Raw genomic sequence first — 17,486 nt, forward strand, 5'->3', positions numbered from 1 at the left:
CGTGCCGGCGTAGGGCCACCACGGCAGCGGCATTCGCAGGGGGAACGGCGTAGGCAGGGATTGTGTAGGAGCGAGCTTGCTCGCGAATGGGCCCCGCTGCGGAGCCTGTTCGCGAGCAAGCTCGCTCCTACGAAGATCGGGACCTACAGAGTCAGGCCAACCACACCAGGCTGGCCTGGCGGCCGGTGCGCGGATTGCGGCGGTAGGAATAGAAGCGCTCGGTGTCGCTGAAGGTGCACAGGCCACCGCCGTAGACGGCGCTGACGCCCCGCGCGGCCAGGCGGATGCGCGCCAGTTGGTAGATGTCGGCCATGTAGCGGCCGGCATTGGTGCTGGGCACGAAGGCCGCCACGGTCTCGGTGTGGTCGGCGAGGAAGGCTTCGCGCACCTCGGGGCCGACCTCGAAGGCCTGCGGGCCGATGGCCGGGCCGAGCCAGACCAGCACGTCCTCCGGCGGCACCGCCAGCTTGTCCAGGGTGGCCTCCAGCACGCCGCCGGCCAGCCCGCGCCAGCCGGCATGGGCCGCCGCCACGCGGGTACCGGCGCGGTCGCAGAACAGCGCCGGCAGGCAATCGGCGGTGAGCACCGCGCAGGCGATGCCCGGCGTGGCGCTCCAGTTGCCGTCGGCGGTCGCGACGCGGGACGGGTCGGCTTCCACCACCTCGATGCCGTGCACCTGGCTCAGCCAGGCCGGCCGGCAACCCTGCGCCTGCTCCAGGCGGTGGCGGTTCTCGGCCACCGCGGCCGGCTCGTCGCCGACGTGGTCGCCGAGGTTGAAGCTGTCGAACGGCGCCTGGCTCACCCCGCCGGCGCGGGTGCTGACGCAGGCGCGCACGTTGGCCGGGGCCGGCCAGTCGGGGATGAGCCAGGGCGTGGTCATACGAAGGATTCGTTGTCCTGGCGCAACAGGCTGAGCAGCCAGGTGAAGTCGTCGGGCAGCGGCGACTCCCACTTCATGCGCTCGCCGCTGGCCGGGTGATCCAGTTCGAGGAAGCGCGCGTGCAGGGCCTGGCGCGGGAAGTCGCGCAGCGACTCGACCAGGGTCGGGCTGGCCCCCGGCGGAATGCGGAAACGCCCGCCGTAGACCGGGTCGCCCACCAGCGGGAAGCCGATGTGCGACATATGCACGCGGATCTGGTGGGTGCGGCCGGTCTCCAGCTTCACCCGGGTGTGGGTGTGCGAGCGGAAGCGCTCCAGCACCCGGTAATGGCTGATCGCCTGCTTGCCGGTGGGCACCACCGCCATCTTCTGGCGCATCACGCCGTGGCGGCTGATGGGCGCGTCGATCGTGCCGCCGGCAACGATCACCCCCACCACTATGGCCTCGTACACGCGGCTGACGCTGCGCGCCTGCAACTGGGCGACCAGGTTGGTGTGGGCTTCCAGGGTCTTGGCCACCACCATCAGGCCGGTGGTGTCCTTGTCCAGGCGGTGCACGATGCCGGCGCGCGGCACGTTGGCCAGGTGCGGCACGTGGTGCAGCAGGGCGTTGAGCAAGGTGCCGTCCTGGTGCCCGGCGGCCGGGTGGACCACCAGCCCCGCGGGCTTGTCGAGCACCAGGATGTGCTCGTCCTCGAAGACGATGTCCAGCTCGATGTCCTGGGCCTTCCACTCGCCCTGGGCCTCCAGTTGCACCTCCAGCGCCAGGCGCGAGCCGGCATGGATGATGTCCTTCGGGCGCAGCACGGCGCCGTCGACGGTCAGGTGGCCGTCCTTGATCCAGCCGGCCAGGCGCGAGCGGGAGTGTTCGGGGAAGAGTTGTGCGGCGACCTGGTCGAGGCGTTGGCCGCCCAGGTCGAACGGCACTTCTGCCGCCAGTTGGATGAGATCGGACATGATGGGACACAGTAGGCGCGCCACCTTTTGGTGGGCGGCACGCTGTGGTTAAATACGGGGCCTTTGTCCCAGGGGTTCGCCTGGGGCGCCAATCATAACAGACGGATGCGGCCGCGACAGCCGACCGTCCAGGGACGCAAGCCGCCATGCAAGTGAAACACCTGCTGCTGATCGCCACCCTCGTCTTGGTCTCCGCCTGCTCGTCCAAGGGCGACAAGGTCGACGAGAACCTGAGCGAGAGCCAGCTGTACCAGCAGGCGCAGGAAGACCTCGGCAACAACAGCTACACCAACGCCATCAACAAGCTGAAGGCGCTGGAGTCCCGCTACCCGTTCGGCCGCTACGCCGAGCAGGCGCAGCTGGAGCTGATCTACGCCAACTACAAGAACGCCGAGCCGGAAGCCGCGCGTTCGGCGGCGGAACGCTTCATCCGCCTGCACCCGCAGCACCCGAACGTCGACTACGCCTACTACATGAAGGGCCTGGCTTCCTTCGACCAGGACCGCGGCCTGATGGCGCGCTTCCTGCCGCTGGACCTGACCAAGCGCGACCCGGGCGCGGCGCGCGACTCCTTCAACGAGTTCGCCCAGCTCACCAGCCGCTTCCCCAACAGCCGCTACGCCCCGGACGCCAAGGCGCGCATGGTCTACCTGCGCAACCTGCTGGCGGCCTACGAAGTGCACGTCGGCCACTACTACCTCAAGCGCAAGGCCTACGTGGCCGCCGCCAACCGTGGCCGCTACGTGGTGGAGAACTTCCAGGAGACCCCGGCCGTCGGCGATGGCCTGGCGATCATGACCGAGGCCTACCAGCGCCTGGGCCTGAACGACCTGGCCGACAGCAGCCTGCAGACCCTCAAGCTCAACTACCCGGACAACCCCAGCCTGAAGGATGGCCAGTTCGTTCCCCGCGAGGACGACGACAGCAGCCGCTCCTGGCTGGCCAAGGCCACCCTCGGCCTGATCGACTCCAACACCGCGCCGCCGCAGATGGAAACCCAGGCGAGCAAGGACGTGATGCGCCAGTACGAGGACGCCCGCCAGCAGATCCCGCGGGAACTGCAGCCGGAGCACCAGGACGAGGAAGTCGAGAAGCCCGACACCAGCGGCAAGAAGAGCCACTCCTGGTGGCACTACCTGACCTTCGGCCTGGTCGACTGATCGACCCGCCATGCAGAGGGAGGCTCCGGCCTCCCTTTTTCATGCCCGCACGGATCCTCCGCACAGTAGCGGGCAGCGCGACTTGTACGCCGTGGTGGCTCGGATAAACTGCGGCTCTTCGAGACAAAAGGTAACGCCATGGTCCGCCTGCTGTTCTGGATCCTCCTCATCGCCCTGATCTGGTGGCTGTGGCGCAAGGCCACCCGCCCGCAACGCCCGCCCCAGGCGCCGCCGGACGACCCGGCCGAGCCCATGGTGCGCTGCGCCCAGTGCGGCGTGCACGTGCCGCGCGCCAAGGCGCTGCAGCACGAGCAGCGCTGGTATTGCAGCCAGGCCCACCTGCAGCAGGACAGCCAGCGGCATGGCTAGGGCCATCCCCATCAGCGGCCAGCAGGGGCAGCGCATCCTCCGCCTGTACCACCTGTACCGCCTGAGCATCGGCCTGCTGCTGGTGCTGCTGATCTCCAGCGACCTCGACGACCGGGTGCTCAACGTCGGCCAGTCCGCGCTGTTCCATGCCAGTTGCTGGAGCTACCTGATCGTCAACATCCTGATCGCCGTGCTGATGCCGACGCCGCGCCAGCTGCTGCCGATCTTCCTGCTGGCGCTGTTCGACATCCTCGCGCTGTGCGGCCTGTTCTACGCCGCCGGCGGCGTGCCCAGCGGCATCGGCAACCTGCTGGTGGTGGCGGTGGGCATCGCCAACATCCTGCTGCGCGGGCGCATCGGCCTGCTGATCGCCGCCGTCGCCGCCATCGGCATGATCTACCTGACCTTCTACCTCAGCCTCAGCCAGCCCACGGCGATCAACCACTACGTCCAGGCCGGCAGCCTGGGCGCCCTGAGCTTCGCCGCCGCCCTGCTGCTGCAGGGGCTGGCACGGCGCCAGCAACTCACCGAGCACCTGGCCGAGGAACGCGCCACCACCGTGGCCAACCTCGAGGAACTCAACGCCCTCATCCTGCAGCGCATGCGCACCGGCATCCTGGTGCTGGACAGCCGGCACCGGGTGCTGCTGGCCAACCAGAGCGCCCTGGGCCTGCTGGCCCAGCCGGACCTGGAAGGCAAGCTCGCCACCGCGCAATGCCCGGAACTGCTGGAAAGCCTGCAGCAGTGGGTACAGAACCCCTCGCTGCGCCCGCCGAGCCTGCAAGCACCCGAAGGCGGCCCCATGCTGCAGCCGAGCTTCATCTCGCTGCGCCGCGGCGAGGAGCAGCACACCCTGGTATTCCTCGAGGACATCTCGCAGATCGCCCAGCAGGCCCAGCAACTCAAGCTGGCGGCCCTGGGCCGGCTGACCGCCGGCATCGCCCACGAGATCCGCAACCCGCTGGGCGCCATCAGCCACGCCGCGCAACTGCTGCAGGAATCGGACGCGCTGGACGCCCCCGACCGGCGCCTGACGCAGATCATCCAGGACCAGTCGCGGCGCATGAACCTGGTGATCGAGAACGTCCTGCAGCTGTCGCGGCGGCGCCAGGCCGAACCGCAGCAGTTGGACCTCAAGCAGTGGCTGCAGCGCTTCACCGACGAGCAGCGCGAAGGCCTGCGCGGCGACCAGCAGATCCACCTGCAACTGGGCGGCGGCGAGATCCAGACGCGCATGGACCCCAGCCAGCTCGCCCAGGTGCTGGGTAACCTGGTGCAGAATGGGTTACGGTACAGTGCGAGGCAGAACGGCAGCGGCCAGGTGTGGCTGAACCTGTTCCGCGACAAGGACAGCGACCTGCCGGTGCTGGAGGTGCTCGACGACGGCCCCGGCATCGCCCCGGAGCAGCTGGGCAAGCTGTTCGAGCCCTTCTTCACCACCGAGAGCAAGGGCACCGGGCTGGGCCTGTACATTTCCCGCGAGCTGTGCGAAAGCAACCAGGCCCGCATCGACTTCAAGAACCGCGACGAAGGCGGTGGCGGCTTCCGCATCACCTTCGCCCACCCGCGCAAGCAGAGCTGACAGAAAAGAGCATGAGCCGGCAAAAAGCCCTGATCGTCGACGACGAACCGGATATCCGCGAGCTGCTGGAAATCACCCTCGGCCGCATGAAGCTGGACACCCGCAGCGCCCGCAACGTCAAGGAAGCCAAGGAATACCTGGCCCGCGAACCCTTCGACCTGTGCCTGACCGACATGCGCCTGCCCGACGGCACCGGCATGGACCTGGTGCAGCACATCCAGCAGCGCCATCCCCAGGTGCCGGTGGCCATGATCACCGCCTTCGGCAGCCTGGACACCGCGGTCAACGCGCTCAAGGCCGGCGCCTTCGACTTCCTCACCAAGCCGGTGGACCTCGGCCGCCTGCGCGAACTGGTGGCCACGGCCCTGCGCCTGCGCTCGCCGGGCGCGGAGGATGCGCCGGTGGACAACCGCCTGCTCGGCGATTCGCCGCCGATGCGGCAGATGCGCAACCAGATCGCCAAGCTGGCGCGCAGCCAGGCGCCGGTCTACATCAGCGGCGAATCCGGCAGCGGCAAGGAGCTGGTGGCCCGGCTGATCCACGAACAGGGCCCGCGCAGCGAAGTGGCCTTCGTTCCGGTGAACTGCGGCGCCATCCCCTCCGAGCTGATGGAAAGCGAATTCTTCGGGCACAAGAAAGGCAGCTTCACCGGCGCGGTCGAGGACAAGCAGGGCCTGTTCCAGGCCGCCAACGGCGGCACCCTGTTCCTCGACGAGGTGGCCGACCTGCCATTGCCGATGCAGGTGAAACTGCTGCGCGCCATCCAGGAGAAGGCCGTGCGCGCGGTGGGCGGCCAGCAGGAAGTGGCGGTGGACGTGCGCATCCTCTGCGCCACCCACAAGGACCTGGCCGCGGAAGTCGCCGCCGGCCGCTTCCGCCAGGACCTCTACTACCGCCTGAACGTCATCGAGCTGCGCGTGCCGCCGCTGCGCGAGCGCCGCGAGGACATCCCGCTGCTCACCGAGCGCGTGCTCAAGCGCCTGGCCAGCGACAGCGGCCTGGCGGCGGCCCAGGTCAGCGCCGAGGCCCTGGAGAAGCTGAAGAGCTACCGCTTCCCGGGGAACGTGCGCGAACTGGAGAACATGCTCGAGCGCGCCTACACCCTGTGCGAGGACGACGTCATCCAGCCCCAGGACCTGCGCTTCGCCGAGGCCACCGGCAACAGCGAAGCCGGCGAGGCCAGCCTGGCGCAGATCGACAACCTCGAGGACTACCTCGAAGAGATCGAACGCAAGCTGATCATGCAAGCCCTGGAAGAAACCCGCTGGAACCGCACCGCCGCCGCCCAGCGCCTGGGCCTGACCTTCCGCTCCATGCGCTACCGGCTGAAGAAGCTCGGTATCGATTGATCAGGAGCGAAAAGCCCGCACCAAGCTCGTGCGGAACGTAGGGCGGATAACCGTTCGCGGTTATCCGCCGCCTAGCCTCGCTCCCCGGCCGGCTCGGGATTCGACCTTGGCGTGGGCGCTGACCCCTGGCGGCTCCAAGCTTGACCTGGGCACTGGCTATCACATGGGATAAACGGCGGATAACCGCGAACGGTTATTCGCCCTACGCAAATCCCACCCATGATGCAAGGCGTACTCCACGCTTCAGGCCAGCGGCGTGGCCACCAGGCGCCCTTCCGGTGCATAGGGCTGCGCCTCGATGATCGGCTCGCGCTTCAGCATCAGGTCCGTCAGCAGTCGACAGGAGGCCGGCGCCAGCACCAGGCCGTTGCGGTAGTGCCCGGTGTTCAGCCACAGCCCCTCGTGCCCCGGCACCTGGCCGATGAAGGGAACGCCCTCGGGCGAGCCCGGCCGCAGCCCCGCCCAGTGCCCTACCGGCGCTTGCCCGGCTAGCGCCGGCAGCAGTTCCTCGGCGGAAGCGCGCAGGCTGGCCAGGGCCTCGTCCGTGGGCGTCTTGTCGAACCCGGCGTGCTCCAGGGTGCTACCCACCAGGATATGGCCGTCGCGCCGGGGAATGGCATAGCGCCCCTTGGCCAGCACCATGCTGGAAAGAAAATCCGCCGCGCACTTGTAGAGGATCATCTGCCCCTTCACCGGCGCCACCGGCAGCTCCAGGCCCAGGCTGGCCAGCAGCTCGCCGCTCCAGGCGCCGGCCGCCAGCACGGTCGTCTCGGCCCGCAGTTCGCCGGCGGCGCAACGCACACCGCGAATGGCACCCTGCTCATGGATGAAGCCGCTGACCTCGCAGCCTTCCCGCACCTCGACGTTCGGCATGCGCCGCAACGCCTCGCGCAGCGAACGCGCCAACCGCGGGTTGCGCACGTTGGCCACGCCCGGCATGTGGACCGCCTTCCGGAAACCGGCCCCCAGCGCGGGAACGGTATCGTGGACCGCCGAGATATCCACCTCCCGCAACGGGCGGCCGTTGGCGCGGGCCCAGGCCAGGGCCTCGGCCTGGTCGTCCAGGTCCAGCCAGTAGAGGCCGGTGACGTGCACCTCGGGGTCGACGCCGGTGTCTTCCAGGAGTTGCCGGCCCAGCGCCGGGTAGAAGTCCTGCGACCAGTGCGCCAGGTTCGCCACCGCCCAGCTGTAGCGCCAGGGGTAGAGCGGGGAAACGATGCCGCCGCCGGCCCAGGATGCCTCGCGCCCGGTCTCGCCACGCTCGACGAGGGTCACCCGCAACCCTTCGCGCCCCAGGGTCCAGGCGCTCAACAGCCCGACAACGCCACCACCGACAAGCAGAACATCCGACATACCGCTGCACCTCGAACCGACAGGAAACCGGACGGTCATCCGGCGCGCCACTATACCAACCCCGCCAAAGCGAAGCGCCCTACACCTTCGCCGGAAGCGACGCGCAACACCCTGGGCCCAGGCAGAGCGCCCAAGGCCCGATACTGCGGCGGTGGGATAGCGCCAGGGATGGCACCATGCAAAAGAATCGCGGATTCAGCCTGCTGGAAGCACTGCTCTCGATCCTCCTGCTCTGGCTGGTCGCCAGCCTGGCCGTACCGGCCTTCGACAACCTGCTCCAGTCCCAGCGCAGCCTGGTCGCCCTGCACAGCCTGCGCGGCGCCCTGAGCCATGCCCGGCACACCGCGGTCTTCACCGGCCGCCCGGTCAGCGTCGCGGCCCGCGAAGGCGACTGGGCCAAAGGCTGGGCGCTGTTCCACGACGACGACAACGACGGCCGGCCGCAACCCGGCGAGCCCCCGCTGCGCCTGCACCCGGCCCTGGAAGACGTGGAAATACGCCCGGACAGCACCTCCCGCCACTACATCCACTACCGCCCCCAGGGCTACGCCATCCGTCCCAACGGCGCCTTCCACGCCGGCCACCTGAAGGTCTGCTCCCGGCACGCCACCAGCCACCAGATCGTGATCAACCGCAGCGGCCGCATCCGCACCGAAAGCGCCCCCAGCGCCAGCCTCTGCCCACGCTGACCAGTACACAACCGCTCTGCGACCGAGGTCACAGATGACCGCCGGGCATGACCGGACATCGCGCGATTTGTATCGGCCATCCAACAAAAAGGGACATTTCACACACAAATAGGCAGCATTTCCCTCAAGGCAAACAGGAGGAATGCGCCATGTCGCGCCCCCAGAAAATGGCGGGGTTCACGCTGATCGAGTTGATGATCGTGGTAGCGCTGCTGGTGATATTCGCCACCATCGCGCTGCCCAGTTTCAGCTACCTGATCAAGACCAACCGGACTCAGAGCGCCGCCAGCGAACTCGCCTCCCTGCTGCAATACGCCCGCGCCGAGGCGGTGACGCGCAATGTCGACATCACCGCGGCAGCCAGTGACGGGGCCTGGGCGGTCAGCCAGGGCAACACCACCCTTCGCAGGCTGGATAATCAACAGAGTTCGCTCAGCATCGAGCCGGCGACCGTATCGGTGACCTTCCACCCGAACGGTACCGCTTCCAGCAATACCGATATCTATATCTGCCAGGACGGCGATACAGCCACTGGATATAAGTTGACCGTCAAGTTGACCGGCCAGGTAAGACTGTGGCCTCGGGGACAGGCGGAAGACAATGAAGCGCTTGGGAGTTGCGGATCATGAATGACACTCGCAAGAAATCCCTCGGCTTCAGCCTGATCGAGGTGCTGGTCGCCCTGCTGCTGATCTGCATTGGCGTGCTGGGCATGGTCGCCATGCAGGGGCGCACGGTGCAGTACACCCAAGATTCGGTGCAGCGCAGCAGCGCCGCCATGCTCGCCAACGAGATGCTGGAGACCATGCGCAGCAATCGCGACCAGGTCTATACCGCCAGCGGCAACCTCAACCCGAACTCGGCATATTTCACCGGCAGCGACGGCTACCCGGAGGCGCCCGAGGAGGGAACCTGCCAGCCGCTGCCCGCCAACGCCGACCCCGCCAAGCAGCTCAACTGCTGGCTGACCCGTGTGCAGGAGACCCTGCCCGGTGCCGCAGGCCTTGCGGCCGAGGTGCACGTCTGCCGGGCGGGGAACACCGCCGGCACTTGTGGAAACGCAGGCCGCGCCATCGAAATCCAGGTGGCCTGGCGGGTGAAGAACGGCGAATGCCTGGATGCGGCGGACAGTGGCGACGACAAGACCATCTGCCGCTATCGGGTAAGAGCGGAAATCTGAGGCGGACCAGCATGCAGAAGCGCCAGCAAGGCCTGTCCCTGATCGAGCTGATGGTCGCCCTGACCGTCAGCAGTTTCCTGATCATCGGGATAGTGCAGATATTCATCGACAACAAGAACACCTTCGTCTTCCAGCAGGCCCAGACGGAGAACCAGGAAAACAGCCGCTACACCTTCCTGCTGCTCGACCAGGAACTGAGCAAGACCGGCTACCGGCGCCAGCCCGACCGTCCGTTCGATACCAGTTTCCCGGCGGCAGGTTCAAGCGATGGAGCCCCGGATGGATGCACATTCGCCAAGGGCCAGACTGTCACACTGGCCAGCAACAGCGGCATCTGCATCCGTTACGAACCCCGCGATCCCGACGAACGCAATTGCCTGGGGACGAAGCCCGCCGACGGAACCGTTCCTGACGAGCCCTACACCACCAGCACGCTGACTGTGATGGAAAGGTTCTTCATTGAAGACAATGATCTCAAGTGTGCGGCGGGTGAAGATGATCCAGAGGCCATCCTGAGCGGTGTCGCCGACATACAGTTCGAATACGGCGTCGGCCCCCAGACCGATGAACGCCAGGTCGATACCTATACGACCGATCCGGGCACCCAGCCGATCCGGGCGGTGCGCTACGCAGCCCTGATGATGAGTTCGGTCAATGCCCGCCAGGGCATGGACAGCGCCACCCTGACGCAATGGAAGGCCCGCTACCCCGACTCAGGCATCGGCACCGACAACGGGCAGCTCTACCAGATTGCCCAAGGCTCGATCACCCTCAGGAACCTCATGCCATGAATGCATCCCGCCAGTCGCAGCAGGGCGCGATCCTGTTCGTCTCGCTGATCATCCTGCTGGTCATCTCCGTGCTGGCCATTTCCAGCGTTCGCCAATCGGCCCTGGAGGCCCGCATCACCGGCAGCGTGGCCGAGGAGAAGCGCCTGTTCAACAGCTCCGAGTCGGCGCTACGCAACACCGAGGAAAGCCTCAGCGAGTCGCTGCTACCGCCCGACCGTTGCCCGGCGGACACCACCGCCGATGACCTGCCCTGTATCTGGAACAAGACACCCAACGACTATTCCCAGGACTTCTCCGACGCCCTGGGCTACACCGGCAATGGCGTTACCCCCTCCACGCAGACCACCAGTGTCAGTCGCTACATGATCGCAGCACCCAGCGGCAACGTCGGCGGCCAGTCGATCAACCCCGAGTACGGCTCGATGATGCTGGGCAACGGCACCTTCTTCTATGAAGTGAACAGCCGTGCCGCCAGCAACAACCGCGAGGCCCCACTGCGTTCCGTGGTGGCCCGGGTATACAACAACTGACCCCCAGGCACTGACATGAAGACTCTCCGCCAAACCGCGATCAACGCCAGCGCCAGCCTGCTCTGCGCACTCCTGCTCCCGTGCGCCAGCGCCTGGGCAGACATCGACATCTCGCGCACCCCGGTCTTCGTCAACGACTCGGTGCCCCCCCTGAACATGCTGGTCATGGGGCGTGACCACAAGCTGTATTACGAGGCCTACAACGACGCCTCCGACCTCAATGGCGACGGCATCCTCGACGTGGGCTACAAGGGGCACCTGGACAAGGAACACGGTGGCATCGACTACTACGGCTACTTCAACTCGTTCGCCTGCTACGACTACAGCGACGGCCGCTTCAGCCCAGTCAGCGCCACCACCGACAAGAAGTGCCCGGGGCACTGGAGCGGCGACTTCCTCAACTACCTGGCCACCTCGCGCATGGACGCCCTGCGCAAGGTGCTCTACGGCGGCTACCGGGTGGAGGACACCACCACCTCCACCGTGCTGCAAGGCTCCTACGTTCCCCAGGACGACCACGCCTGGGGCAAGGAATACCTGAGCGAGGCCTACGACGGTTACCGCATTTCCGACTATACCCCGCTGAGCCAGCCGGCGGCCGGCGGCTACCGCCACCTGTTCGCCGTGGTATCGCTGACCCAGGATACCGGCGTGCCGCAGTTGCGCACCCTGACCAACACCAGCTTCCGTATCTGGAACTGGGTGTCGAAGGAGCGGCCGGTAGCCGGCAGCACCTGCGTGAACAGTTCGGGCTCGGAGGTCAACTGCACCAGTGGCGGCCCCAGTGGCGGCAACTGGACCATCGTGCCCGCCGACCAGATGTCGGGCCTGCAACTCACCACCTGGAAAGATGACCGCTATACCTCTACCAACAAGGACCAGATGGATGAGCTATTCGGCAGCACGTACAGCAAAACCTCGACCCGTTGTGGAACGGGGGCTGCATCATTCACCAACATAAGCACCGGCCAAAATTTTACCAACCCCTATTCTGAGCATAGCTGCGGCCAGGACGGCTACCACACCCTCATTACCGGCTCGCTGACCCCAGGCCTCACGGGTACCTACCAGTTCTCGGTCGACGGCGACGATGCCGTGGAATTCCAGGTGACCGTCGGCGGCGCCACCTATATTGCCTCCTACTATGGCGACCACGGTAAGTCTGGCCAGGGTGGCGCCGGTACGACCGTCAGCGTACCCATGGTTGCCGGCACGACCTATAGTTTCAAGTTCCGCCACGAGGAAAACGGCGGCGACGCCAACTTCTACCTGTACTGGAAGACCCCGGCCACCGGCACCAGCGAGATGACCGACAAGAACGTCAAGGTCTCGGTCTGCCCCAGCGGCACCAACAACGCCGGCCTACGCGAAAGCAACTGCGTCGCCTACGGCAACGGCTTCAAGCCGACCGGCATCCTTCACGACTACGGCGCCACCAACAAGATGTACTTCGGCCTGCTGACCGGCTCGTTCCAGAAGAACATCAGCGGCGGCGTGCTGCGCAGCCAGTTGCAGAGTTTCTCCAAGGAGTACAGCTCGACCACCGGGCAATACTGCTTCGCCGGCACCAACGTATGCGGCTCCGACGGCGTGAGCAACGGCATCGTGGCGACCATCAACAAACTGCGCATCATCGACTTCAACTACGGCGACCATACCTACGGTTGTGGCTGGATCACCACGCGCCCGATCACCCAGGATGACACCTGCTACATGTGGGGCAACCCGATCGGCGAGATGATGTACGAGACGATGCGCTACTTCTCTGGCGAGACCAGCCCTACCAGCACCTACGATTATGGTAACGACGCCAGCAAGGACAGGGACGTGCTGGGTCTTCCGCGGATCGGCACCTGGACCCCGCCCTACAAGTCGACTGCCAACCCCAACGGCTACCCCGTGTGCTCGGTCCCGGCCATGACGGTCATCAGCGACATCAACCCGTCCTATGACTTCAAGCTGCCGGGCAGCAAATGGTCCACCGCCGTTTCGGCGCCCTCCACAGGGTCCCTTGCGGGCCTGAACGTCTCCACCGAAGCGGACAAGATCTGGGCCGCCGAGGGGGGCGGCAGCAAGTCCATCTTCATCGGCGAGTCCAACGGCGTCGCCGACAGCGCCCCCACGGCCAAGACCGTCAGCAACCTGTCCACGGTCCGCGGCCTGGCGCCGGAAGAGCCAAGCAAGCAGGGTACCTACTACTCCGCTGCCGTGGCGCGCTATGGCGCCAACAACAAGATCGGCGGTGACAAGGCCCTGCTGACCTACTCGGTGGCGCTGGCCTCGCCCCTGCCGACCATCAAGTTCCCGGTCACCAGCAATGGCGTCACCAGCGTGGTGACCGTAGTGCCCTTCGCCAAGTCCGTTGGCGGCAGCAGTATCAACAAGGATGGCAACTTCCAGCCCACCGACCAGATCGTCGACTACTACGTGGAGAAGTTCGCCAATACCTCGCCAGCCTGCAATGGCGGCACGCCCAGCCTGGTCAGCGACTGCGATGCCACCCTCAACGGCGGCCGCCCCTACGCCAAGTTCCGCATCAACTACGAAGACGTGGAGCAAGGCGCCGACCATGACATGGACGCCATCGCCCTGTACGAGTTGCTGGTCAACGACCAGGGCAAGCTGGTCATCAACATGACCTCCGAATACGCCGCCGGCGGCATCGACCAGCACATGGGCTACGTGATCTCCGGCACCACCAAGGACGGTATCTACCTGGAGGTCAAGGATCAGGAGGGCAACAACGTCGCCTACAAGCTGGATACCCCCGATGGTCGCGATCCCAACTACTGCAACGTGACCACCAAACCCAACGACTGCACCCTGAGCCGGCTCAGTTCCTCGCGCACCTTCACCCTGTCGGGCACCCCGGCGGCCACCTTCCTGGAGAACCCATTGTGGTACGCCGCCAAGTACGGCACCAACGCGACCAACAATGACACCGACGGCAACGGCGTACCGGACAACTACTTCCTGGTCACCAACGCCCTGACGCTGAAGGACCAGTTGAACAAGGCGTTCAACGACATCTACCAGCGCAACAGCTCCGTATCCACCCCATCGGTGGAGCGCCTGCAACCCGGTGCCTCGATCAGCGACGCACGCTCGGTCTATCGCTCCAACTTCCTGGTGGACGACTGGTCGGGCGACCTGATCAAGGAGACCATCAACCCGGCCACCTTCGCCCGTACCGTGGTCTGGCACGCCAAGGACCAGTTCCCGAGCACCCGCAACATCAAGTTCAAGGGCAGCAACGGCGCCCTGACCACCCTCTCCTACAGCAACCTGTCGGGCGTGACCTACAACGGCGTCGACCTGCAGACCACCCTGACCTCCGCGCAGCTCGGCTACGTGCTGGGCGACCGCAGCGGCGAGGGCAGCAGCTTCCGCCGGCGCAACACCCTGCTGGGCGACATCATCAACTCCAACCCGGTGGTGGTGTCCGGCGCCCAGTACCTGGCCTATCTGGCAGGCGCCATCGATGGCGGCTACCAGAAGTACGCCGACTTCATCGAAGCCAAGAAGGAACGCCGCAGCCAGGTCTACGTCGGCGCCAACGACGGCATGCTGCACGCCTTCGACGGCGCCACCGGCGCGGAGAAGTTCGCCTTCGTGCCCCGCGCCGTCATCCCGAACCTGCAGTACCTGAGCAGCAAGGACTACACCGCCGCCCAGCACCGCTGGTTCGTCGACGGCAGCCTGACCGTGCGCGACGTCTACTACGACGACGCCTGGCATACCGTGCTGGTGGGCACCCTCGGCGCCGGCGGCAAGTCCGCCTTCGCCCTGGACGTGACCGACCCTGACAACATCGCCCTGCTCTGGGAGTTCGACGACGACAACACCAGCAGCAAGGACGGCACCAACACGACGCTGAGCAACCTCGGCTTCACCATCCCCACCCCGGTGGTCGCCCGCCTGCACAGCGGACAATGGGGCGTGCTGCTGCCCAACGGCTACAACAGCGCCAACAACAGCAGCGGCAAGGCGGTGATGTACGTGCTGGACATCAAGACCGGCACCGTCCTCAAGACACTGGAGGCACAGGGGGCCAGCGGCACCAACGGCCTGTCCAGCATCCGCGGCGCCGACAACAACAGCGATGGCATCATCGACTACGCCTATGCCGGCGACCTGCAGGGCAACCTGTGGCGCTTCGACCTGATAGACAACAGCGCTACCAATACCGCACCGTTCTCCAGCACCACCATTGCCGCCTCGAAATTCAAGACGTCCTTCAACGGCACCCCGCTGTACGTGGCCAAGGATGCCGACGGTACCGGCGGCGTGCGCCAGCCGATCACCGCACCGCCGTCGCTGGTCCGCCATCCCTCCACCAACGGCTACCTGGTGATCTTCGGTACCGGCCGCTACCTGGGCACCGTGGACAAGACCAGCCCGTTCCAGTTGCAGACGCTCTACGGCATCTGGGACAAGCAGACCAAGGGCGAAGTAGCTACCAGCACGCCTAGCCTGTCGCGGGCCAGCCTGCAAGGGCAGACCATTTCGTCCCAGGTGAACAGTGCGACCTTCGCCGGTAACACGACCAGCACCTTCGACATCCGCCTGCTCAGCCAGAACACCGTGGACTGGACGACGAAAAGTGGCTGGTACCTGAACCTCCAGGTCACCGGCGGCAGCCTGGTGGGCGAGCGGATCGTCGACGAGATGGCCGCCCGCGGGCAGGCGCTGCTGATCAACACCCGCACGCCCAGCCTGGACGTCTGCCAGGCCGGCGTGGAAGGCTGGTCATACGGTCTCGACCCCTATACCGGCGGTCGCGCCGACTTCAATATCTTCGACTTCAGCCAGAACTTCGTGGTGGACCAGGGCGACGCCTATGTTTCCGGCGACACCAGCAACGTGGTCTCCGGCTACAAGACCCCTGCCGGTGGCGCGGCCCTTTCCGGCAATACGCGCTTCACCGCCGATGGCGCCCCGATGAACATCAGCTTCGGCCCCGAGTCCACCGGTCGCCAGACCTGGCGCGTGGCACCGCAATGAGGAACCAGTACGTGAAGAAGACAGCGGGTTTCACCCTGATCGAGATGATGATCGTGGTGGCCATCATCGGCATCCTGGCGGCCATCGCCTACCCCAGCTACCAGGAATACGTCCTGCGCGGCAACCGCAGCGAGGGCCAGGCATTGCTGAATGACGCGGCCGCGCGCCAGGAGCGCTACTTCGCCCAGAACAATGCGTATGTCACCGCCCAGGCCAACATCGCCAGGCTGGGCATGCGCAATACCAGCGGCACGACCGTGACCTCGGATTCAGGCAAGTACACCCTCACCATCAGCAGCCCCAACAACAGCGGTGGCTACCTGCTCACGGCAACTCCGCAAGGCGCGCAGGCCAAGGACACCAAGTGCGGCAACCTGACGCTCAATGCCATGGGCACCCGCGGCGTCAGCGGCAGCACCAGTGTGAACGACTGCTGGAAGTGAAGCGCTGCGGCACGTAGGGCGCATAACGCCGACGGCGTTATCCGCCGAATCGAGGACAGAGTCCGCTCCTACAGGAAGGGACGGAACACAGCGTAGGAGCGGATTTATCCGCGATTCCGCCGGCAAAGGCCGGCGTTCGGTCGAATATGGCGATGGGTATTACTTTCGCTCCACCCATCCTGCGCCATGGTTCCTAGGGTGTGGCGGAAGATGCCTCCTGGCAGGAACGGGTTCAGACCGCCTTGACCCGCAGTTCCCTGGGCATCGAGAACGTGATGTTCTCCTCCCGCCCATCCAGCTCCACCTCGGGTTCCGCGCCCCATTTGCGCAGTTGCTCGATCACCCCACGCACCAGCACTTCCGGGGCGGAGGCGCCGGCGGTGATGCCGATGCGTTGCTTGCCTTCGAACCATTCGCGCTTGAGGTCCTCGGCGCCGTCGATCAGGTAGCCGGGGGTGCCCATGCGTTCGGCGAGCTCGCGCAGGCGGTTGGAGTTGGAGCTGTTCGGGCTGCCCACCACCAGCACCAGGTCGCACTGGTCGGCGAGCTCCTTGACCGCGTCCTGGCGGTTCTGGGTGGCGTAGCAGATGTCGTTCTTGCGTGGGCCCTTGATGTGCGGGAACTTGGCGCGCAGGGCGTCGATCACCTTGGAGGTGTCGTCCATCGACAGGGTGGTCTGGGTGACGAAGTGCAGGGCCTCGGGGTTGCGCACTTGCAGCGCGGCCACGTCTTCCTCGTCTTCCACCAGGTAGATGTCGCCGCCGTTGTCGCGGTTGTACTGGCCCATGGTGCCTTCCACCTCGGGGTGGCCTTCGTGGCCGATGAGGATGCACTCCTGGCCGTCGCGGCTGTAGCGCACCACTTCCATGTGCACCTTGGTGACCAGCGGGCAGGTCGCGTCGAAGACCTTCAGGCCGCGGTTCTCGGCTTCCTTGCGCACAGCCTGGGAAACGCCGTGGGCGCTGAAGATGACGATGGTGTCGTCCGGCACCTGGTCGAGTTCCTCGACGAACACCGCGCCGCGGTTGCGCAGGTTCTCCACCACGAACTTGTTGTGCACCACTTCGTGGCGCACGTAGATCGGCGGGCCGAACACGTCCAGGGCGCGGTTGACGATTTCGATCGCCCGGTCGACGCCGGCACAGAAGCCGCGGGGGTTGGCGAGTTTGATTTGCATGGTCGGTCTGTCTCGGCGCGCAG

Annotated in this window: 15 protein-coding genes; 11 read left to right on the top strand and 4 right to left on the bottom strand. The window is 66.1% G+C overall.

Going from position 1 to position 17,486, the window contains the following annotated elements:
* Positions 1–151 precede the first annotated feature (151 nt).
* Positions 152–880, bottom strand: coding sequence for a peptidoglycan editing factor PgeF (pgeF, locus tag DK254_RS14035; RefSeq protein ID WP_109934240.1), 729 nt, complete (start codon positions 878–880; stop codon positions 152–154).
* Positions 877–1,836: a 23S rRNA pseudouridine(1911/1915/1917) synthase RluD gene (gene rluD / locus DK254_RS14040; RefSeq protein ID WP_109934241.1), complete on the bottom strand. Its 960-nt coding sequence runs from the start codon at positions 1,834–1,836 to the stop codon at positions 877–879. Before rluD ends, pgeF begins: the two co-directional genes overlap by 4 nt.
* Before the next feature lie 146 nt (positions 1,837–1,982).
* Here rluD and DK254_RS14045 point away from each other — a divergent pair, with 146 nt between their 5' ends.
* From DK254_RS14045 to DK254_RS14060, 4 genes are all read left to right on the top strand, one after another.
* The gene (locus DK254_RS14045; RefSeq protein WP_089390498.1) at positions 1,983–2,996 is read left to right on the top strand and encodes an outer membrane protein assembly factor BamD; all 1,014 of its coding nucleotides are present in this window, start codon (positions 1,983–1,985) and stop codon (positions 2,994–2,996) included.
* A 138-nt stretch (positions 2,997–3,134) separates the two neighbouring features.
* Entirely contained in the window at positions 3,135–3,365 is a 231-nt protein-coding gene (locus DK254_RS14050; protein WP_109934242.1) for a PP0621 family protein, read from the top strand.
* Positions 3,358–4,947 (top strand): PAS domain-containing sensor histidine kinase, encoded by a 1,590-nt coding sequence (locus tag DK254_RS14055; RefSeq protein ID WP_109934243.1) that lies wholly within the window; start codon positions 3,358–3,360, stop codon positions 4,945–4,947. Before DK254_RS14050 ends, DK254_RS14055 begins: the two co-directional genes overlap by 8 nt.
* Before the next feature lie 11 nt (positions 4,948–4,958).
* Positions 4,959–6,296: a sigma-54 dependent transcriptional regulator gene (locus DK254_RS14060; protein WP_109934244.1), complete on the top strand. Its 1,338-nt coding sequence runs from the start codon at positions 4,959–4,961 to the stop codon at positions 6,294–6,296.
* A gap of 243 nt (positions 6,297–6,539) precedes the next feature.
* On the opposite strand, the gene thiO is transcribed toward DK254_RS14060, so the two are convergent.
* On the bottom strand, positions 6,540–7,649 hold the full coding sequence (thiO, locus tag DK254_RS14065; protein WP_109934245.1) for a glycine oxidase ThiO: 1,110 nt from the start codon (positions 7,647–7,649) through the stop codon (positions 6,540–6,542).
* Positions 7,650–7,825: 176 nt separating this feature from the next.
* Here thiO and DK254_RS14070 point away from each other — a divergent pair, with 176 nt between their 5' ends.
* From DK254_RS14070 to DK254_RS14100, 7 genes are all read left to right on the top strand, one after another.
* Positions 7,826–8,338 (top strand): GspH/FimT family pseudopilin, encoded by a 513-nt coding sequence (locus tag DK254_RS14070; protein ID WP_109934246.1) that lies wholly within the window; start codon positions 7,826–7,828, stop codon positions 8,336–8,338.
* A gap of 149 nt (positions 8,339–8,487) precedes the next feature.
* A complete protein-coding gene (locus DK254_RS34535) occupies positions 8,488–8,967 on the top strand; it encodes a GspH/FimT family pseudopilin (protein WP_158546423.1) in 480 nt (159 codons plus the stop codon).
* Entirely contained in the window at positions 8,964–9,518 is a 555-nt protein-coding gene (gene pilV / locus DK254_RS14080) for a type IV pilus modification protein PilV (RefSeq protein ID WP_109934248.1), read from the top strand. Before DK254_RS34535 ends, pilV begins: the two co-directional genes overlap by 4 nt.
* 11 nt (positions 9,519–9,529) lie before the next feature.
* Positions 9,530–10,309, top strand: coding sequence for a PilW family protein (locus DK254_RS14085; RefSeq protein WP_109934249.1), 780 nt, complete (start codon positions 9,530–9,532; stop codon positions 10,307–10,309).
* Positions 10,306–10,839: a PilX N-terminal domain-containing pilus assembly protein gene (locus tag DK254_RS14090; RefSeq protein ID WP_158546419.1), complete on the top strand. Its 534-nt coding sequence runs from the start codon at positions 10,306–10,308 to the stop codon at positions 10,837–10,839. Before DK254_RS14085 ends, DK254_RS14090 begins: the two co-directional genes overlap by 4 nt.
* 15 nt (positions 10,840–10,854) lie before the next feature.
* Entirely contained in the window at positions 10,855–15,843 is a 4,989-nt protein-coding gene (locus DK254_RS14095; RefSeq protein WP_109934251.1) for a PilC/PilY family type IV pilus protein, read from the top strand.
* A gap of 11 nt (positions 15,844–15,854) precedes the next feature.
* Positions 15,855–16,286 (top strand): type IV pilin protein, encoded by a 432-nt coding sequence (locus DK254_RS14100; RefSeq protein WP_177412062.1) that lies wholly within the window; start codon positions 15,855–15,857, stop codon positions 16,284–16,286.
* Positions 16,287–16,518: 232 nt separating this feature from the next.
* Here the strand turns inward: DK254_RS14100 and ispH are convergent, their stop codons facing one another.
* Positions 16,519–17,463, bottom strand: a complete 945-nt coding sequence (gene ispH, locus DK254_RS14105) for a 4-hydroxy-3-methylbut-2-enyl diphosphate reductase (RefSeq protein WP_109934253.1) — start codon at positions 17,461–17,463, stop codon at positions 16,519–16,521.
* Positions 17,464–17,486 lie beyond the last annotated feature (23 nt).

Source organism: Pseudomonas sp. RW407 (assembly GCF_003176655.1).
Classification (GTDB): domain Bacteria; phylum Pseudomonadota; class Gammaproteobacteria; order Pseudomonadales; family Pseudomonadaceae; genus Pseudomonas; species Pseudomonas delhiensis.